15 protein-coding genes are annotated in these 20423 nt (G+C 35.6%); 9 read left to right on the top strand and 6 right to left on the bottom strand.

The window, feature by feature from the left end; translation table 11 throughout:
* Positions 1-71 precede the first annotated feature (71 nt).
* The 3 genes from EPK97_RS10095 to EPK97_RS10085 all read left to right on the top strand — a co-directional run bounded on the left by EPK97_RS10095 (position 72) and on the right by EPK97_RS10085 (position 2201).
* Positions 72-887 carry a sulfite exporter TauE/SafE family protein gene (locus tag EPK97_RS10095; RefSeq protein ID WP_240903771.1) on the top strand — a complete coding sequence of 272 codons (816 nt, stop codon included), beginning with the start codon at positions 72-74 and terminating at the stop codon, positions 885-887.
* A gap of 134 nt (positions 888-1021) precedes the next feature.
* Positions 1022-1858: an inositol monophosphatase family protein gene (locus tag EPK97_RS10090; protein ID WP_162036497.1), complete on the top strand. Its 837-nt coding sequence runs from the start codon at positions 1022-1024 to the stop codon at positions 1856-1858.
* Positions 1859-1898: 40 nt separating this feature from the next.
* Complete coding sequence (locus tag EPK97_RS10085) at positions 1899-2201, top strand: hypothetical protein (RefSeq protein ID WP_162036732.1); 303 nt, start codon at positions 1899-1901, stop codon at positions 2199-2201.
* 81 nt (positions 2202-2282) lie between these two features.
* On the opposite strand, the gene EPK97_RS10080 is transcribed toward EPK97_RS10085, so the two are convergent.
* The 3 genes from EPK97_RS10080 to EPK97_RS10070 are packed head-to-tail and all read right to left on the bottom strand — an operon-like array spanning position 2283 to position 5759.
* The gene (locus EPK97_RS10080) at positions 2283-2936 is read right to left on the bottom strand and encodes a class II aldolase/adducin family protein (RefSeq protein WP_162036496.1); all 654 of its coding nucleotides are present in this window, start codon (positions 2934-2936) and stop codon (positions 2283-2285) included.
* Between the two features lie 31 nt (positions 2937-2967).
* Positions 2968-4215 carry an MFS transporter gene (locus EPK97_RS10075; RefSeq protein ID WP_162036495.1) on the bottom strand — a complete coding sequence of 416 codons (1248 nt, stop codon included), beginning with the start codon at positions 4213-4215 and terminating at the stop codon, positions 2968-2970.
* Between the two features lie 17 nt (positions 4216-4232).
* Positions 4233-5759: a xylulokinase gene (locus tag EPK97_RS10070; RefSeq protein ID WP_162036494.1), complete on the bottom strand. Its 1527-nt coding sequence runs from the start codon at positions 5757-5759 to the stop codon at positions 4233-4235.
* A 544-nt stretch (positions 5760-6303) separates the two neighbouring features.
* Here EPK97_RS10070 and EPK97_RS10065 point away from each other — a divergent pair.
* The 3 genes from EPK97_RS10065 (at position 6304) to EPK97_RS10055 (ending at position 9417) form a co-directional block, all read left to right on the top strand.
* A complete protein-coding gene (locus EPK97_RS10065; protein ID WP_162036493.1) occupies positions 6304-6891 on the top strand; it encodes a TetR/AcrR family transcriptional regulator in 588 nt (195 codons plus the stop codon).
* A 29-nt stretch (positions 6892-6920) separates the two neighbouring features.
* Positions 6921-8375 (top strand): aspartate aminotransferase family protein, encoded by a 1455-nt coding sequence (locus EPK97_RS10060; protein ID WP_162036492.1) that lies wholly within the window; start codon positions 6921-6923, stop codon positions 8373-8375.
* A 196-nt stretch (positions 8376-8571) separates the two neighbouring features.
* Positions 8572-9417 (top strand): hypothetical protein, encoded by an 846-nt coding sequence (locus tag EPK97_RS10055; RefSeq protein WP_170295505.1) that lies wholly within the window; start codon positions 8572-8574, stop codon positions 9415-9417.
* A gap of 84 nt (positions 9418-9501) precedes the next feature.
* Here EPK97_RS10055 and EPK97_RS10050 read toward each other — a convergent pair whose 3' ends face one another.
* Entirely contained in the window at positions 9502-10002 is a 501-nt protein-coding gene (locus EPK97_RS10050) for a hypothetical protein (protein WP_162036491.1), read from the bottom strand.
* Between the two features lie 185 nt (positions 10003-10187).
* On the opposite strand from EPK97_RS10050, the gene EPK97_RS10045 reads away from it, so the two are divergent.
* Both EPK97_RS10045 and EPK97_RS10040 read left to right on the top strand, forming a co-directional pair.
* Positions 10188-10712 (top strand): GNAT family N-acetyltransferase, encoded by a 525-nt coding sequence (locus EPK97_RS10045; RefSeq protein WP_162036490.1) that lies wholly within the window; start codon positions 10188-10190, stop codon positions 10710-10712.
* Between the two features lie 316 nt (positions 10713-11028).
* Positions 11029-11847 carry an SDR family oxidoreductase gene (locus tag EPK97_RS10040; protein ID WP_162036489.1) on the top strand — a complete coding sequence of 273 codons (819 nt, stop codon included), beginning with the start codon at positions 11029-11031 and terminating at the stop codon, positions 11845-11847.
* A gap of 104 nt (positions 11848-11951) precedes the next feature.
* Here the strand turns inward: EPK97_RS10040 and EPK97_RS10035 are convergent, their stop codons facing one another.
* Both EPK97_RS10035 and EPK97_RS10030 read right to left on the bottom strand, forming a co-directional pair.
* Positions 11952-12947: an aldo/keto reductase gene (locus EPK97_RS10035; RefSeq protein ID WP_162036488.1), complete on the bottom strand. Its 996-nt coding sequence runs from the start codon at positions 12945-12947 to the stop codon at positions 11952-11954.
* Positions 12948-13123: 176 nt separating this feature from the next.
* Entirely contained in the window at positions 13124-13699 is a 576-nt protein-coding gene (locus tag EPK97_RS10030) for a TetR/AcrR family transcriptional regulator (RefSeq protein WP_162036487.1), read from the bottom strand.
* Between the two features lie 345 nt (positions 13700-14044).
* On the opposite strand from EPK97_RS10030, the gene EPK97_RS10025 reads away from it, so the two are divergent.
* Complete coding sequence (locus EPK97_RS10025) at positions 14045-20416, top strand: RHS repeat-associated core domain-containing protein (RefSeq protein WP_162036486.1); 6372 nt, start codon at positions 14045-14047, stop codon at positions 20414-20416.
* Positions 20417-20423 lie beyond the last annotated feature (7 nt).

Below are 20423 nucleotides of genomic sequence, written 5' to 3'. Positions count from 1 at the left end.
TTGAAAAAGATAATTTCTGAAAATGTGGATCATATACGATATAATGAATGCAAAAAAAGGTAGTGAGCTTTTTGATAAGTTATTTGGTTATCCTGTGTATCGGAATTATATCTGCTGTTTTTGGAAGTTTGGTTGGTTTAGGTGGAGGTGTAATCATCGTCCCAGCGCTGATCTATTTATCTCCTTTATTATTAGATCATGAGATGTCTACTTCTGTAGCCGTAGGGACCTCCTTGACGGTGTTGATTTTTACAGCAGCCTCTTCCACATTTACATTTTTAAAACAAGGTAGAGTAGATTATAAGAGCGGAATTTTATTTTTTACAACGAGTGGACCAGCTGCCATGTTAGGGGCTTCATTAACCAGTGCATTTCAAGGGGATTCCTTTCAGCTTGCATTTGGAATTTTCATCTTTTTTATGGCTATTTTATTGATATTAAAAAAATATTTAAAACCACTCCCTTTTCGTTGGAAAATTCAAAGGTCATATATCGACCCTGCTGGAAAAAGCTTTACATATGGATATAATATATTACCTGCTTTAATGGTAGGGTTTTGTGTTGGTTTAGTATCTGGTTTATTTGGGATTGGTGGGGGGTCCTTATTTGTACCCGCGATGGTATTATTGTTCTCCTTTCCACCACACGTAGCCACTGCAACATCCATGTTTGTTATTTTATTTTCCTCTATTTTAGGCAGTGCAACACATATTTACTTAGGAGAAATTGATTGGTTCAGTGTGATGGCACTAGCTCCTGGAGCCTTGTTTGGGGGTTGGTTAGGTGCTTGGATTGCAGGAAGAATGAGTAGTAAATTATTATTGAATATTTTAATGGTTATTTTGTTTCTAATATCCCTGCGTTTAATCATTGAAGGTATGATTTAGGCATATTCCTTATAGAATATTTACAAAAAATTCAGTAATATTTAAGTTGTGTCAAGTAATATATAAATGAAGTAAGGAATTGAATAACATATACCCTATTGATTATTTTTAATACAAGAAAAGAGTGGTGTTTAATGTATACAGTTGGTCGAAAAAATTATACAGTCGTTGCTATTAATACGGCTTCCAAAGCAGGTGAATGGATTAAAAGCAGGTGCGGTAAGCACTCAAATATAAAAACAAAACTATCCTCTCATGATCTGGTTACTGAAGTGGATAGAGGTTGCGAAACGATGATACGGAATCTTCTTCAGACCTATTTTCCTGATCATTCATTTTTAGGTGAGGAGGGAGTAGAGGTTGGTCCAGAAGCTTCTGTAAAAGCGGTTGATTCAATACAGGCAGCCGAATATGTATGGATTGTAGATCCCATTGATGGTACAACAAACTTTGTACACGGTTTTCCATTTTATTCTGTTTCCATTGCATTGGCTCATAAAGGGGAAGTCATACTCGGTGTAGTATATGACCCTGTTCATGATGAAATGTTTGTTGCCGAAAAAGGTAAGGGTGCTTATCTTAGAGGACAGAAAATGGAGGTTTCCAAAGAAAATGAGTTATCTAGTAGTTTACTAGGTACAGGGTTTCCAGTTCAAGAGAACGCATTAGCTACAAATTTAAAGGGGATACAAACTTTATCAAATAAAGTAAGAAACATCAGAACAACGGGTTCTGCAGCACTTCATTTAGCTTACGTAGCAGCAGGTAGGATGAGTGGCTTTTGGGAATTAGAGTTAAATGCATGGGATATCGCAGCTGGTGCTCTATTAATTAAAGAATCAGGTGGAACTGTAACGGATACGAAAGGTGATCCATACCAATTGTGTGTAAGGAATGTATTGGCTACCAATGGACTTATTCATCATTCATTACAAAAGGAACTTGCTAGTGCCGAAGCAACTGGTTTTTAATGAATGAAAACTATTTTTATAGATAGGATGATGAATGACTGTGGCGTTTGGAATTACGAAAAAAGAACTCAAGGAGTGGAAAGAGAAAGTTTCTAAAGGAGAAATTGCCTTTTTAACGCATTATTGGTTTGATCCAAGGTTTCCTAATATAAAAACGGTTACAAAAGTAGGGTGTGATGACTTGGAACGCTTATCAAATTGGTGTGAGCAGAACGGGTTAAATCCTAAATATATTCATCATCGATCTGAATATCCTCATTATGATCTGATTGGGTCTAAGCAAAAAGAAATATTACAGGAAGAAGGATTACAGCACCATCTTAAACGCTTTAAATTGATTTGAATGATAGAGATAAAAAAGAGTACAATTGGATGGATTCACAAATTTGTACTCTTTTTACTTAATTGAGATTTATCTCACATATTATTTCATCGCTTGTTTAGAATACTTTTTCAAATAGTATTGATGCATCGCTAAAGCTTCAACTTTATTGATAGGAACTCCTCCACCAATACTCTGTACATCAATAAAAATTTTACATGCTTTTTCTAGTACCTGACATGTGACAAAGGCCTCATCGAGATCTCTTCCAATACATACTGCCCCATGATTAGCAAGTAATGCTCCATTTCTTCCTTTTAAAGCCTTCACTACGTTTTTAGTTAACTTTTTCGTACCAGAGATGGCATAGTCTGCAACTCGAATACTTGGACCTACAATTTGTACCATATCATCCATTATTGGAGGAATGTCTTTGCGAGAAGCGGCGACAGTACATGCATGTGTGGAATGGTTATGAACGACTGCATTGATATTTTTTCTCTCTTTATAAATTTCTGCGTGTAATCCACGTTCTGATGAAGGTTTAAGAGGTCCTTCATAACTTAAATCGTGAATATTAACAACAACCATATCATCAGGTGTTTGGTTTTCATATTTTTTACCACTTGGAGTGATAACCATCGTATTGTCATCTACTTTAACGCTAATATTTCCCCAAGTGCCCTCAACTAGGCCGATTGCTAACAATTTTTTACCTGCATCACAAACGACGCTTTTTGCTTCTTGAATATTCATCTTTATATCCCCTTTATCCTAATTTTCTATGTTAAACATTCAGAGTATGATTAGCATTAGGAATTGAATTGTTTTGAATCATCGTTGATTCTTTTAATTTTGTTGCTAACCATATCGCAATGAACATGAATAGAATAAGTAATATTAAAGATGGAGTGAAAGAACCTGTTGCATTCATTTTTAATAAGTCCATTACATAAGTGAATATGACACCTGAAATTTGACCCATCAACATGAGAATTCCAAATGATGTTCCTTCAGGTACTGGAGAAGCTATTTCTGCACCATATTGAAAAGCGATAGGTCCTGCACCCATAACGAAAAAACCTATGAAAGCAGCTGAAATTAAAATCAAACTGTATTGAGATAGAAAAGTGATGCCGATAAAACCAGGAACGGAAGCAGCCAACGGAATAATGATTAATAGTCTTCTTTTATGAATACGATCTGAAATATACGGTAAAATGACAGAGCCAAATAAACCAAAGATAACGAGAAGTCCTCCGACTAAACCTGCTTCTGAAGCAGTAATGCCTCTAGGGCTTAAGATGCTTTCAATCCAAGTCATTATCGCATTAAAGATACCTAACACGATAAAAATACAGGCCATAAGGTAAATGAAATTCTTTCTAGAAATCATTTGTTTTAATCCCTTGAATGAGAATGACTGTTCAGTAATTTCAGCTCCAACCAAAGGATATTTCGGGCGTTCCTTTGCAAAAATGAGAAATAGAACAGCAGATATAAGGGATATCATCCCATAAATATTCAACATTTTTGTAAATCCATATTGTTCTACGAAAATAGGGGTTAGAACTAGTGCAAGTATCATGCCAACAGATCCTGCCATCATGGCAATGCCTGAAGCCGTTGCTCTTTCATTAACTGGAAACCATCTAGCAGCGACTTTCGTAATAGAGTTCATTAAAAAAGGTTGACCAATGGCTACACCCATTTGGGCAATAACTACGATTGTAAAATGATCCCCCCAAATTCCCCTCATTAAGCCAAACCCAGCCGTAATGATTGCACCAAAACCTACAGCAATTTTAAATCCATACGTATCTATCAACCACGATGCTGGTAATACCATCAAAATGTATACCAACATAAAACTCATGGACAGAAAAGCAATACTAAGACTTGAAACACCATAAAACTTTTCTGCTATTCCAGTAACAGGTGCAAATGTTAGCCAAAATAAATTTGTTGTAGCAAGAATAGGTAATATTGAGAGAAGCACTATCCATCGATACCCAGAAATATTTGATTTTTTCATATAATTCCTCCTAAATATTAAAAACGGGATGCATTGATTTGGGCGTATGATTTATTTAAAGAATAATAGATTGATTTATAAGATGAGAGCAGTTCGTTATAGATCTTTGCATTTTTTGAATTAGGTTTAATATGTTTATCGATTTGAATCAAATCTTTTGTACAGCTAAAATCTTTATAAATCCCTAAGCCAATTGCTGCGCAGATCGCTCCACCAATCGCTCCAGCCATTTGTGGGTTAGCAACGGTATTCACTGGTTTTTGTGTGACATCTGCCAAAATTTGCATCCATTGATCATCCAATGATCCACCTCCAATTAACTTGAGAGTAGAAACTTCAAATCCATAGTCCTTTTTAAAATTTTCCAAAATCCAACTGATGTTATAGGAAACCCCTTCATAAACCGCACGCATCATATGCTCCCTCGTATGTTCAAGACTGATATTAAATAAAGTAGCTCTTGTAGTGGTGGTGCTTACTGGACAGCGTTCTCCTAACATCCAAGGAGTACAAATGAGATAGTCAGATCCAGGAGGAATATCCTTAACCTGTGCATCCATCAATGCATATACATTATCGATGGTTTCATCTGCTTTTTCATGTTTATAAAACTGATCCGCGATCCATTGAATGCAAGAACCAGCTGCTTCTGTAATTCCTACAACTTGATTCATGTTTGGATCAGCACTTTGAATCACAGCTGCACCATTTTTGAATTTTAAATTTTTTTCTGTTGAGACACATACCCAAGCTGAAGTCCCTAAATAAATATGAGCCTCACCTTCTCCTATAGCATCAGCACCCACTGCAGCACTTTGCACATCATCACATCCACCAAAAACAGGAGTGCCTTCAAGTAAATTCATTTCTTGTGCTGCTTCTTTCGTTAATCCACCTACTTGATCAATTGAACGCACAAGTGGAGGTAATTTATGAGTATCAATCCCACAAATTTGAAAAAATGTTTTTAACCAATCTTTTTTCTTTAAATTAAAACCATAAGATGAAGCGCCAGACCATTCCATAATCGGAATTCCAGTGGACTTAAACTTTAAGTAACCGTTTACATCTAAGAAAAATTTTGTTGTGTTATAAATTTCAGGCTCGATCTCCTTTATCCAAAGAAGTTTAGGTATGACATCTTTCCCCATGATTGTAGTACCAACGATGCTTTTAAACATTCGCTCCCCCAAAAATTTGCTCATAATTTTCTGAGCTTGTTTCTCAGCTCGACCGTCTACCCAGGAAATATTTGGTCGCAACACATTCCCTTGATGATCAATGGGGATGATTCCCATTGCTTGCGTTGTATAGATGATTCCAAGGATGTCTTTAGGTGAGATTTGTGATATTTCTAAAACCTCTTTTGTAGTTTTAGTAATTGCATTCCAATAATCTTGCGGATTTTGCTCAACCCAGTTTGGATGAGGGGTGAGTAAAGGATAGGGAGCTGAAGCTGTAGCTACTATGTTTCCCCTCGTATCTACTAAAACGGTTTTGTTAGAACTTGTACCTACATCATGAGAAATGATATATTCCCCCATATTTAACCTCCGTTAACTAAATTGGTTTAGAGCCCTTTACTTTTTGATTTTGCATATACTTGTGTATTTCCTCTTGTCATGTGGAACTTAGTTTTCTAATGGACTGAATGATTTTACTTCTTATATTATTTGAGTTGTTTTCCAGTTTATGATGAGATGATGTTGTTAAAGCCAAGATATGAAGTAGGTTGCGCAATGATGAATTTATTGTGGATATTTTGGTGTCACGATGAAAAGTATTCTGTGATATTTAACTTGTATAATTTGATAATCACTAAAAGTATACTAAAGTATATTTTTATATTTCAATATAAAATAATGATGGATTATAAAAAAACACTGGTGTATAATGGTTATATCTTACAGTATAATACACGATCTATTCATTTGTATAGAGAAAAATGGCCTTCTTAACATAATTTTTTCACAGTTTGTTCACAAAATGAAATTGATTCAATTTCATAAAAACTAAGGGATATTCAGAAGCCCAAGTATATTTTTATTAAATTGACTATATGAGATATTGAGAAAAGAAAGGGAAAATATGGAATTATCACGTAGAGAAAGAAAAAAGATGGAAACTACAGCAAACATTCTTAAATCAGCACGACATTTGTTCCGTGATCAAGGATACGAACACACATCCATAGAAGAAATCACTGAAATGACGGATATTGCTAAGAGTACGTTTTTTAAACATTTCCCTAACAAAGAGAGTTTGTTAATTGGTATTGCAGAGGAAGAAGTAGAGGATGTACTGAAACTATTACAGGATGAAAAGTTCCAAACCTCCAATATATTTGGAAAAATAAATCAAATTATGATTCGACTTTTAGAAGATTCCATTCCATATTTGGAGCTTACTGGACGCGTTCTTTTTACGACGATGATAAACGAGTCGACAACAGAATCTCCATTTTCAAAAATAAGAAAGTTGTTAGAGGATCTAGTACAAGCAGGTCAAGAGCAAGGAGAAATAACGGAAGATTATTCCTATATTGATATTGTAACTTTGCTAATGGGGAGTTATTACGGTGTTTTGTTTAAATGGCTCGAACAAGGAGACAGTACAGGTTCAGTTGTTGAATTGGAAAGAGGTTTACAATTGCTTTTTCAAGGGATCAAAGTATAAATAAATTGATTGAATGAGGTGTGTTTTTAATGGAGAAAAAGGGGTATGCAATCTCAAGCTGGCATAATACTGAAAAAATATATGCTGGACTAGATCACCTGATGAAACAGCCTACAAGACCAGTTAAAAGAGAAGCAATGGAGAAGGTGATGGATTATTTTGATACAAAGTGTGTGAAATCAAAAGAGATGGTTACAGAAGCTAAAAACTTTATTCCTGGTGGCGTACAGCATAATTTAGCTTTTAATTATCCTTTTCCTATCGTTATTAATAAAGCAGAAGGGGCTTACATGTGGGATATCGATGGCAATCAATACATAGATTTTCTTCAGTCAGGTGGTCCTATTATTTTAGGTAATAATTATGAACCAGTGAGACAGAAAGTTATAGAGTTAATCCATGATTGTGGACCAGTAACAGGTCTGTTTCATGAATATGAATACAAACTAGCTAAATTAATCAATCATCATATGCCTTCTATTGAGATGTATCGTATGTTAGGCAGTGGAACGGAAGCTGTGATGGCTGCAATTCGTATGTCTAGGTTAGCCACAGGTAAAAAGAAAGTAATCAAAATCGGTGGCGCTTATCACGGTTGGAGTGATCAGGTAGTATATGGTTTGAAAATACCTGGAACTCGCAGATTTGAAGCACATGGGATTCCGAGAACGAGTACACGACACACACAAGAAGTAAAACCAAATGATATAGCAGCTTTAAGAAGACAGCTTAAGTGGAATAAAGTTAAAGGTGGTACGGCTTGTGTCATTGTTGAACCTGTCGGTCCTGAGAGTGGAACTAGACCCGTTTACAAGGAATATAACCAGCAAGTTCGTAAGTTGTGTGATGAATTTGATACTTTACTCATTTTTGATGAGGTTGTAACTGGATTTAGAATGGGTTTAGGTGGAGCACAAGGATATTTTGATGTGAAACCGGATCTAACGATTTTTGGAAAAGTCATTGCAGGTGGATATCCTTCAGCGGGAGGAATTGGAGGAAGAAAAGATTTGATGTCTCGTTTAGCAGCAGGTCTTGAAAGCGGTAAAAAAAGAGCGTATGTCGGAGGGACATTAGCTGCAAATCCTTTAAGTGCACTTGCAGGATATTATACAATTAAAGAGATTGAAAAAACAAACGCTTGTGAAGTAGCAGGTAGAGCGGGGGATCGATTAACAGTAGGTCTAAATGAAATCATAGATAAATATAACCTACCCTTTGTAGCATATAATCAGGGATCGATTTGTCATCTTGAAACTGCAGCAGCGATGTTCGTAAAACTAGGTATTAATATCATCAGTGCTTTAGGAGAGATAAAGAAGCGCAAACATATGATGGAGGAAATGGGAGCTGCTTATTTAGCCGAAGGTATCATTACATTGGCAGGTAGTAGATTATATACTAGTTTAGCAGATACGAATGATGTGATTGATGATGCATTAGAGCGCTTTGATCGTGTTTTTCAAAATATAGAAGGTGTATAACAGTGATTAAACGACTTCGGTATATAATGCCGAAGTCGTTTAATTTAGTTAAATATTTCACTAAATCGTAAATTGTTAACACATACTATGTGAATTATATCACAACTTATAATACCTCCTTTTATATAATAAAAGCATAAGGAACGTTTAATATGCTTTTATTATACTTAATTTAAACACTAGGAGATGAGTTACTATGAAAATCGATGTTTGGCCTCATGTCATTTCCATGCCCGTTTATTTCATTTTCCTTTTATTTATCATTGCTTTTTTTAGAAAGTATTATAGGTTTTCAGCTTATTTTTGGACCGCATCTTTATTGACTTTTCCTCTTTGGATGATGGGTGGTGTTGAGGGCTGGTTCAGGTGGGTGAAAATTTTAAGTGTAATTTTACCTACCATTATCGTTTGTTTATCCCGCATTGCCGTCTATGATGATAAACAAGGCAAAGTTTGGAACGTCTTAAAACACAAGGAGTTTCTTTGGTTTTTCTACGCAATTCTATTTTTAAATATTTTAGAAGCAACGATTAAAGATGCAACCATGGGCAACTACTTTAACTCCCTTACCGGTTTCTTGCTTTGTGTAACCATACCTTTCGCTCCAAAGTTTTGGGAAATAACGAACAAAAAAATAGTTGCTTCCAAATCATATGGTGATCTAGTTGCTTATACGACAGCACCTTGGAACTTCCTGTATACAACATGGAATGCTTGTTTTGTTTATGCTGAAAGTCCGATATACTTTGGTGCTTCTTTATGTATCTTGCTTGCAGCAGAAATTTATCCGATCATAAAGAAACGTCCAGAACTGTATATTATTGCTCGAGTATATACACTAGCTGCACACCTATTGTTAAGAGCAAGTTTTGATGTATTCCCGCAAGTCATGGATACGTCTTCTTGGCAAAATGCAGAAGTATTAAAAATGTGGGGTATCATTAATTTCGTGTTAATGGTTCCATATTTATTCTGGCATATGTGGCAACTGCACACAGGTAAAGCTGAAAAAAGCTTTAGACGTCAGAAAGCAACGGCGTAGTAAAATATTTAATAAAATGATACAAAAAAGGACATTCGTTTCTTATTAAAGAGATGAATGTTCTTTTTTTCTCAAAGATTTGGATTATCGGGAAATTGCGTTTAATAAAAACTTATATTCAGTAGTTTCAGTCAGAGAACTGAGCTCGGTTACACCACAACTTGATATAGCATTTGTGCGACCGCCTGCTTCAGACAGAATAATCATTCCTTCCCCAACATTTCTAACTATCCCCATAAATGAAGTAAGAGCTATAATAAATGTCTCCCCCCCTATCTTAGATTTTGCTGAGTTTATTATTTCTTTAGAGTACGAACATTCTCCCTCACTCTTTCTAATTGGTTTTAAGTTGAAATCAAATGGTTTTGCAATCTGGAGAGCAACTATTTTATGAATGGGAAATTCCACAATAGTACCAGATACATCAAAAAAAGCAATAAAATTGTTGACTTTAATTAAAGTAATACCTCCAAATAGATATTGTGGAAAAGCAACGATGCTCATTGTCTGTCCCACCACCTGTTCTAACATACTCTGCATCGGATAGATACAACAATCGCAGATGGATTCATCTGAAAACCCCATAGGATCAACTCCTTCTTATATTATTTATCTGGTAAGATATACTATGAATAGAATTACACAAATGATTGGACATATGCCTTGGTTATAAATAATCCGCCACATTATTATAGGTGGAAACTCGCTGTTGAATATTACAAAATCAAGTATATACAATAAACGAATTAAGAAATATTGGGGGGTATACAATGGAAAATATTAATTTCACTCCTTTTCCAGATTTGAGTACAGAACGTCTGAAACTTAGACAACTTGATATTAGAGACAAAAATGAAATTTTCGCACTTCGTTCTGATGAAAAGGTTTTGGAGTTTCAAGAAAGAGAAAAATTAAAATCTATTGACGAAGCTTTAAACTTTATTAGTAAGATTAAGAAAGGGATTTCCAACAATGAATGGGTTTTTTGGGCAATTACACAAAAAGGTGATAACAAATTAGTTGGTGGGATATGCTTATGGAATATTTCTAAAGAATCTTCTAGAGCAGATATTGGATTTGAGTTATTCCCTAACTATCAAGGAATGGGAATTATGCAAGAAGCATTAACAGCTGTTATTGAATATGGATTTAAAAATATGAAACTAAATTCGATTGTAGCTTTTACTCATATGAATAATTCAAAATCCATTAAGTTATTGAAAAGAAATAATTTTATTAAAGATGAAAGTATTAATAATTCTCATCAAGAGGTAGTTTATATTTTAAAAGGTTAATAAGCTTGTTGATCAAAATGGTTATTAAGATAATTGTTATTGTACAAAGATCAAATTGTAAATAAACGATTTTTAATTTTGTAATATAAAAATCTGGTGCGTTTCTCTAATAAGAGGAGCACGCCTTTTTTTATGAAAGGGGACATATTTCTGAAAAAGAGTCTAGTTATTAAATGATTATGGATACTTTAGACAAAAATCATATTTTTTGTTTACACCAAATAGTTTAAGTGTTATAGTTATAACCGTAAACATTATAGACTAAATAAATAAAAAAAGTATATAATATAAAATAAATAATTGGAGTGATGAAGAGATGTCATATAAAGTAGCAATTGTAACTGGAGCATCAGGTGGAATTGGTTACTTATCAGTTATTGAACTCGTAAAAAAAGGTTATCAGGTTGTTGCAACTGTTCGCAGTTTAGAGAAGGAGAATCAATTACAAAAAGATTTGGAAAGTCAAAATATTGAACATATGGTTAAGATAGAACAGTTAGACGTTACAAATGAGGAATCAATTCAAATATTTAAAGAGAAATTAGATCAGTATGAAAGTATTGATGTTCTTGTTAATAACGCAGGAAATTTAGTTGCAGGTTTTGCCGAAGAAATTACAATGGATGATTATCGAAAGCAATTTGAAACGAATGTATTTGGTTTAATTGCTGTAACAAAGTTAGTCATTCCACTGATGAGAAAACAAGAAAGTGGAAAAATCATTAATTTAAGTAGCCTTTCTGGCTTAATGGCATTTCCTTCTCTCTCTGCCTATGCGGCCTCTAAACATGCAGTTGAGGGATTTTCAGAGTCCTTACGACTTGAGCTAAAACCATTTGGAGTTGACGTTGTAATAATTGAACCTGGTCCATTTAAAACAAGTATGGTAGATGATATGAGTGATCTAGATATGGAGAATGATTCACCTTATTTAGAGTATAAACAAAACAGAATCACAACATATAACAGCATGGATTGGGGTAATCCATTAGAGGTAGCAGAAACAATTGCCTCAATTGCTACAAGTGATGAACCTGATCTTCGATACATCGTTGGCACAGGAATGAAAGAACGATATGATGCAAAACGAAATTCCCCATGGAAAGATTGGGAAAAAATGATGTTACCTCAGTAAGATATAACAGTTGTATAACCAAGTGAGAAAAATTAAATTATTGTCAATTACAATGAAATGATACCCCACCGGCCATTAGAATTGGTTGGCGGGGTATCTTCATTTCACTTAAGAGCTACTTCTAATAAATGATCTATTTCTTTGACATGTTGTTGATTTAATGGACCAAACGACATGGCATTTGCATTTTCAATCACTTGTTCAGGAGTTTTAAAGCCTGGAATGGGTATATTTTGTTCACTTTTAGCCCATAACCATGCTATTGCACCTTGTACTAAAGTCCTACCATCACTTTTTAGGACTTCTCTTATGGACTCCAGTTTTTCTAATAGCGATTTTTCTGGTTTCCCGTTTTTAAAATATGGAATCCAATCATGACCGCTGCCTCTTACATCCTCAGTTGAGAGTTTCGTGTCTGAATTAAATTTTCCACTTAAAATCCCCATTGCTAACGGATTACTGTTTATGCTGGCTAAATTATGTTCTTCACATAACTCAATCACATCTTTGTTGTATCCAAATACATTCATTGGATGTAAGAGCGAAGCTCCATTCGAATTTTCTGCAAAATAACGAGCACAATCCGTATCTCCAGTACTCCAACCATATGCTCTAATTAAACCGTCTGACTGTAGTTTGTTTAATGTCTCAATCACAGAATCGATTTCATTTTGAGGAAGTGCCCAAACATGTAATTGATACAGGTCTATATAATCTGTTTGCAGACGTTTTAGTGATAACTTGCAGGCACTTTGAATATATTCTGGGGATATGTTTTGCCCCGTAAGTTCACGTGTGTTTTCGTTATAGGTATTTCCAAATTTAGATGCTATTACGACTTGATCTCTATGTTTTTTTAGTGCTTTGCCAAGAATTATTTCGCTATGCCCTGTACCATAAGCATCAGAAGTATCAAAGAAAGTGATACCTTGATCCAAGGCTTCATGTATGGCTTGTATAGAAACACTATCGTTTACGTTACCCCAGCCATCTTGTTTTCCATTTAGCGAAAATGGTCCGCCTATAGCCCAACATCCAAGCCCCAATGGGCTCACATTGATTCCTGATTTCCCCAAACTTCTTTTAAATTTTTTTTGCATTTTTCAAATCCTCCAATGAAATAAAATTAGTTAAGAGTGTATTCTTTTGTCTTCAAGATAACAACCTAACAGTCGGTAGTTTATAGAGGGAGATATGCACACTGAAAAGTAATTGATTTTTCCAGAATAGAATAGGTGTGTTTTAGTTCAATCTCTTCCAAAACGTAGAATTGAGGTTATTTTCTGATTCCATCTAAAAATACGTTTAAGCAGCTAGATAGATCACGTTCAATATCTTTTTCATCATAAAACTTGATGCTCATCGCAAAACCAATCATCATGTAGTAATAAGAAAGTGCAACCTCAGATGTTTTTTTATCTATGAATTCATCCTTTTTAATTCCTTCTTCAATGATTTTTGCAACCTTTTTTGTGAAATCCCCCGCGGTTTCTTCCGTTTTTTCATGAATGTAATCTTTTAAGTATTCGGGTGGGTAATAAAAGTAACGATCCCAAAAATCCATTTGTGCATTATTTCTACAATTTTTTATATAACGTGTAAAAATAATTCTTAATTTTTCTTCTGTATTCACATTTTCTTTAAAGGTTGTTAAATTATTTATGAATGTTGAATAATCTATTAATATATTGTTAAATACGGCTGAGAATATATCCTCCTTTCCTGTAAAGTGAGAATATAAAGAAGCTTTTTTTATGCCTACCTCTTTTGCAATATCCTCCATACTTGTTTCAAAATATCCCTTATTTGCAAATAACTCCAATGACTTCTGCAATATTTTATTTTTTGTCATGAGTATGATCACTCCTTATGAACAACCTACCGTTTGGTAGTATTATAACGGTTATCAAGATTGAATGCAATGAAATTATAATAACTAACAGGTCAAATTATAATAAATTCAATAATTTTTACATATACAGGAAATTATTTATATTAAATGAGTCAAATGGTCTAAGGTAAATGTCCTTTCCAGTTTACAAATAGTACTAAATGACTTCTAGACAACCCCAACATATTCCAATAGTATTTTAAGTATATAGAATAAAAAAGCTAAAACCCTCGGCAAGTTTGTAAGTCGAGGGTTTTGACGTCCAAAAATCAACTAGAATTAAAATTGAGAAAAGAGGAGAATTAGGTGAAAAAATTTTTTTCCAACAGTTTACTTGTAATTTATATTTTAATATTTTTAAGCAGTTCGATCATTCCAATTTATGCTAATGAAGATTTTTTACCAATTGAAAATGAAGTACTAATGATCCAAGAGGCACTGTCTGAGGAAGCACCAACGATCGAAGAAACACCAGTGATTGAAGAAGCATCAGTGACTGAAGAAGTACCAGTAACAGAAGAAGTTCCAAAATCTGATGGAAATTCATTCGAAGCATTATCAACAAAAGATCTATTGAACGTTGGAACATTAGCAGTAGCATCAGGATTAGAGTTTACAAATGAAGAGGTATTGGAAGCAGTAGCCCAAGATATGTATAACAAAAGAAAAGATTTGTTTGATGTAACGATAGAAACATCGACGGATACGTCTATAACCGTGAATAGAGAATTGTGGAATTGGTTAACGGAGTACGCTCAAACCGATGCAATATCGTTAGAAGGCACGACTTTACAATATGTAGCTAGCACAGATAAAGTAGTTTATGGTAACTGGAACAGTCCTTCTGCTTATTTAAACGCTGATACAGTCATCAGAACGTATACAGCAGATGGTAGAAGTAGAACAATGTCACGTATGTATGATGGGGTTATACCACTTACAAAAGTTACAACTTTAACTGATTCTCAATCATATAAACAGTATATGTATATGGATATTGAGCCAATTACGATATATGGTTATCAAGTTGTAGCATTTGAATATCCAGTAGGTAGAGTATGGAGTTATAATCCTAAAATATCCTTTAAAAATCTAGATTCTCAGTTATATGAGGAACATGTCCTGTCAGGAGACTGGTTCTCAGGTGAATATCATTCACTGACGGAACCTATTACGATAGATTCTATTGGATATTATGCAAATACAGATGGAAATCACCTTTTTCTTTGGGGTGAAGTAGAAGTATTTACTGAACCTTTGACACCTTTAGATGGAATTTACGAGGTGTTTATCGAACCAGGTGATATGATTTTGAATTCGAGCTGGACACAAGGAGCAAATCTTGAAGATGTTGCAATCACTTTGCCAGTCTCTACAACCGCAATTACTACTATAGCTGATGCAACTTCTGCCCTGATAAATATAGCAGCTGGAGATTTCATCTATACAGATGTCAAACCAACCCCCATTTCAGGTACAGAGGCAGTTACAAAAATGGAAAAAATCGATTATTATGCATTTGCAGATACCAGGTCATACCATGCAGATCCTGTAGATACCTCTTCAGGAGCGATGGTCATCAATCGTAATATAATGGAGTTGAATGGACCACAGAGATTGGCATTTAAACTAGCCTATCATTCTCTCTTATTAAATGAGGGAACGGCGGGAATCGGTTGGAGTCACAATTACGATGCCTATTTAGAACAGGAATCAGAATCTTCTGTCATGATTCACTGGTCCAATCATCAGCAGAATCGATTTATTAAAAATGCGGATGGTACCTATGACTCCATTGACCGAGCTACTCGATTAGATCAACTGACACAACATGAAGACGGGAGTTATACGTTAAAAAGAAAAGATCAACGAATCTATCAATTTGATGTTTCTGGAAAACTAACAGAACTGATCAATAGACATGGGAAAAGCATTACGTTTCAATATGATGAAAGTACAAATCAATTAATCAAAGTGATCGAAGAAGACACTGGTACCTTTTTTGAATTTGAATATGCAGAGAATCAACTGACAAAAGTAACAGATAACTTAACGAGAACGATTCTTCTTCAATATGATGATAATCACCATCTTACCCAAATTACGAATGCTAGAGGAGAAGTCATCGTATATACATATGATGAACTAGGAAAGGTGTTATCCTCTACAGAACAAGGTGTACAAACCTTTGTTAATACGTATGATGAGTCAGGTCGTGTCACTACTCAAGACGATGGTGTGGATGGAAATGCAGTCACTACCTTTCAATATGACGAAGAGATTGAACCGGGTTATTTAACTACCATCGTGACCAAAAGAGATGGTCAAACGAAGAAACTTATCCATGATTATCAGTACCGATTGGTAAGGATCGAAGATGAACTAGGTCAAGTCACGACGATGGAATATGATGGTGTAGGAAATCTCATTAAAGAAACAAATGCGCTAAATCAAACGAAACAATTTCAATACGATGAGATGGGTAATACGATTGAAATCATTGATCCAGCAGAAAATACGACCGTCATGACCTATGATGATCGAAACAATCTATTAACGAGAATCAATGCTGCTGGTCATAAAACAGAATTTACGTATGATGAGTCCAATCGTTTAATTCAAGTGACCAATCCAGAAGGATCTCAGCAATCCTTTACGTATGATGAGCTAGGTTATGTGAAAAGCAACGTGAATTTTAATGGCGCTGAGACCTTATTTACGAGTATTCATGGCATGCTGCAAGAGAAACAAGATGTAAACGGGAATATCGTGAAATATGAATATGATGAAGTTGGTAGATTAACCAAAGAAAGCTTCTCTGATACAGAAACCATCACGTATGCATATGATGCGTTGGATCATCTTATTCAACAAACAGATCAGTTAGGCAACACCACTCAATTTGCCTATGATATGCAGGGCAATCTCTTAAGTGAAACCAATGCCTTGGAAGAGACCACAACCTATACGTATAATGCAAACGGAAAGCTCGTTTCAGTAGAAGATCGATTAGGAAATACGATTTTATATGCATATGATGCAGAAGATCGTTTGCAGAAAATCACAGATCCCCTTGGTCAAGAAACGGTACAAACGTATGATGCCAAAGGCAGAGTCATTCAAATTACCGATCCAATGGGTCATGTCACAACCAAAGAATACAATGCGATTGATCAATTGATCAGTGAGACAGATGCTGAAGGCAACCGCGAGGCATTCACTTATGACACACTAGGCTATTTAAGTACTAAAACAGATAAAAATGGAAATACCACGTCCATGACGCACAATGCGATGGGACAACTGATCCAAGTCACCGATGCACTAGAAGGTACAAGTACATTTACTGTAGATTCTATAGGCAACATTACCAAAGAAGTAGATGCATTAGGTAAGGAAACTTTCTTTACCTATGATGGGGTGGGGAATGTATTAACCCAAACCAATGCTTTAGGTCATATCACCCGTTATACGTATGATGGAAATGGTAACCTGGTATCTGAAACCGATGCAGAAAACCAATCTACGCAGTATATGTATAATCACTTGGATCAATTAACCAAAACGACGGATACCAATGGAAACGAAATTGAACAGGTGTACGATGCTAAGGGGAGAATCCTAAGTACGACTGATCCACTCGGCAATACCGTGACTTTTAGTTATGATGCGTTAGATCGCTTGGTTTCAACGATCGATGAGATTGGAAATAGCGAAACGTATACGTATGACAACATGGATCGTTTAATCAGTACGACCGATCCAGAAGGAAATACAAGTACCTTTGCTTTCGATGCCTTAGGCAATCTATTAAGTGAAACGAATGCGTTAAATGGAGTGACTCAGTTTACGCATGACAAAAACAGCAATACCATCACGAAAACCGATGCGGCTGGGAATGTAACGACCTATACTTACAATAAAAATAATGCCTTGATTCAAGAAGAAGATGCTTTAGGCCAGCTGACTCAATATGCTTATGACAAGGAAGGACGACTCACGAATGTCACCGATCCATTAGGAAACACCACGATCACGACATATGATGCGATGGGAAGACAGACGGGCATCACCGATCCATTAAGCCATACGTTAACAACGCAATATAATGCCGTTGGTAATTTGATTTCTCAAAAAGATGCAAAAGACAATCAGATCACATCGATTGTATATAACGATAGCTATCAACCGATTCAAACAACGGATGCACTAGGAAATACAACGACACAAGCCTATGACAAAAACGGACGGTTAACTACATTGACTGATCCGTTAGAAAATGTACAAACGTATCAATATGATGCCGTGAATCAACTGGTACAAGTGGTAGACGCTATGGGCGGTATAAGTCAGCAATCCTTTGATTCTAAAGGCCAGTTACTAGCATTCACCGATGCCAATGGGGTGCAAACCTCCTTTGAATATGATGCAGCAGGAAGATTAATTAAAGAAACATTCGATAGTGGTGGGGGAATCACGTATCATTATGATGGTCGTGATTTAATCACCGAAAAGAAAAATGCGAGAGAACAAGTGACCACTTATGCGTACGATGGAATTGGACGTTTAATCAAAACGAACACATCAGAATCCGAAGTCAGTCGAACGTATGATGACAATCACAATCTGCTTACGGTGGCAGATCAAGATGGAAAAACCATTACGAGAACTTATGATACACTTAATCGAATTGTTTCGTATGTGGATGAGAATGGAAATAAAATCGAATATCGCTATGACGAAGTGGGCAATTTATCACAGCTTATTTATCCTGATGGAAAAACCGTTACTTATACGTATGACGAAGCTGGGAATTTAAAAAGTGTGACGGATTGGGCAGGAAGAGTGACAAGTTATACTTATGATGAAAATAATAAACTTATTTCTACCGTTCGTCCGGATGGATCAAACGAAACGAGAACGTATGATGTGGCAGGACAACTCATCGAGGTAAAAGATGAAACGAAAGACGGAAACATTATTCATCAAGAAAGCTTTACGTATGATCCATCAAGCAATGTGAAGACGGAAGGGGATAAAAACTATCTTTATGATGAATTAAACCGATTAACCCAAGCAGATAATTTCCTAAATCCTTTAGATCAATCGAGTTTGAACTATCAATATGGATATGATCTCGGTGGAAACATCCAATCGATTCAAGAAATAACGGATTTGTCTACAGAAGAAACGAACATCACGTATACGTCAGATAATCGAATAGAAACTTATAAGGGTGAAAGTGTACTTTATGATGCAGACGGTAATATGATTCAAGGTCCATTACAAGGTGTTATGCAGCAAATGGAATATGATTCCCAAAACCGTTTGATCGGTGCAGGAGATTTCACGTATACGTATAATGCGGAAAATATCCGTACTTCGATCACCAATACATCAACGAATGAGAGAGTCTATCAAGTTGTGAATCCTCATGCCGTTTACAGTCAATTGCTAATGGAAGTGGACGAAGAGGGGAATCCGTTAACGTATTATGTGTATGGATTAGGGTTGATTGCACAAGAAGTTGTAAGTGGAAATTATAGTGTATATCATTATGACCGCAGAGGAAGTACCGTTGCTTTAACGAATATAGATGGGAACCTTACAGATCAATATGCCTATTCACCGTATGGTGAACTGATTTATTACGAGGGGACAACCAACCATCCATTCCTGTATAATGGAAGATATGGAGTGATGACAGACGAGAACGGTCTGTATTACATGCGCGCACGATACTACAATCCAGAGATCAAACGATTCATCAATCGGGACGTCGTTCAAGGAAGTATCAGCAGCAGCTTATCCCTGAATAAATATGCTTATGTGAATGGGAACCCGATAAGTTATATCGATCCGTTTGGTTTAAGTCGAGATAGTGATGATGTAGGAGTTCTTTCAATAGCTGGAAACGCAGTTTTGGGTGTAGGTGAAGGGATTTGGGCTACAGGTGAGGGTCTTTGGGATGCAGCATCACATCCTTTACAAACAGGTAAGAATATTGGGTATGCAGTGATGCACCCGATTCAAACCGGTAAAGCTGTTTACCATAGTGGTGAACAGGCTTACTATGCTTTTATGGAAGCTGATGGGAACGAGAGATCAAACATGATTGGATCAGCAATAGGTGCAAATATTTTTCCTGTCGGGAAGATAAGGCAAGCATCTAAAGTCGGTGAGATTTCAAATAAAGTTAAGAATAATAGTAATCCTGTTAATGTTGCAGAACAAGCTTCAAAACCAGATTTTTATGTAGCACCAAATGGAACAGCGATTCCTTCAACAGGATACAGGTATATTTCAAAGGATGCACCCTATTTAGATAATATGAAATCAACAATGAGTATACCGGAAAATTCCCATGGAACATATTTTTCATTTGATAAATTTGATACAGCTAATCCTGGGAAATTACAAATTCCACATGATGGGTCAATTAGAGTTACATTTGATACCTTACAACTAACGGATATTCGAGTCCCTAATGGAAAATGGGGGAAAGCTCCATATTTAGAGCCCATTACAAAAGATTTTGTAGAGTATGGTCAGGGTGGAGCAACACAAGTAATTACAAATCAACAGATAAAATTAGATAGTATAGATGCTATTGAGCAATTACCAAGAAATTTACCAATCCCTTATAAATCAAACTTTACATTAATTGATAAAAAGTGAGGTGGTA

The sequence above is a fragment of the Chengkuizengella sediminis genome (assembly GCF_010078385.1).
Classification (GTDB): Bacteria; Bacillota; Bacilli; order Paenibacillales; family KCTC-33759; genus Chengkuizengella; species Chengkuizengella sediminis.
The sequence above is the reverse complement of the archived record's forward strand: the minus strand, read 5'-3'. Positions and strand labels throughout refer to the sequence as shown.

Coding starts and splice junctions, on each gene's coding strand:
- EPK97_RS10090 (WP_162036497.1), top strand. CDS start 1,022: ATGTATACAGTTGGTCGAAAAAATTATACAGTCGTTGCTATTAATACG.
- EPK97_RS10080 (WP_162036496.1), bottom strand. CDS start 2,936: ATGAATATTCAAGAAGCAAAAAGCGTCGTTTGTGATGCAGGTAAAAAA.
- EPK97_RS10075 (WP_162036495.1), bottom strand. CDS start 4,215: ATGAAAAAATCAAATATTTCTGGGTATCGATGGATAGTGCTTCTCTCA.
- EPK97_RS10070 (WP_162036494.1), bottom strand. CDS start 5,759: ATGGGGGAATATATCATTTCTCATGATGTAGGTACAAGTTCTAACAAA.
- EPK97_RS10065 (WP_162036493.1), top strand. CDS start 6,304: ATGGAATTATCACGTAGAGAAAGAAAAAAGATGGAAACTACAGCAAAC.
- EPK97_RS10060 (WP_162036492.1), top strand. CDS start 6,921: ATGGAGAAAAAGGGGTATGCAATCTCAAGCTGGCATAATACTGAAAAA.
- EPK97_RS10055 (WP_170295505.1), top strand. CDS start 8,572: ATGAAAATCGATGTTTGGCCTCATGTCATTTCCATGCCCGTTTATTTC.
- EPK97_RS10050 (WP_162036491.1), bottom strand. CDS start 10,002: ATGGGGTTTTCAGATGAATCCATCTGCGATTGTTGTATCTATCCGATG.
- EPK97_RS10045 (WP_162036490.1), top strand. CDS start 10,188: ATGGAAAATATTAATTTCACTCCTTTTCCAGATTTGAGTACAGAACGT.
- EPK97_RS10040 (WP_162036489.1), top strand. CDS start 11,029: ATGTCATATAAAGTAGCAATTGTAACTGGAGCATCAGGTGGAATTGGT.
- EPK97_RS10035 (WP_162036488.1), bottom strand. CDS start 12,947: ATGCAAAAAAAATTTAAAAGAAGTTTGGGGAAATCAGGAATCAATGTG.
- EPK97_RS10030 (WP_162036487.1), bottom strand. CDS start 13,699: ATGACAAAAAATAAAATATTGCAGAAGTCATTGGAGTTATTTGCAAAT.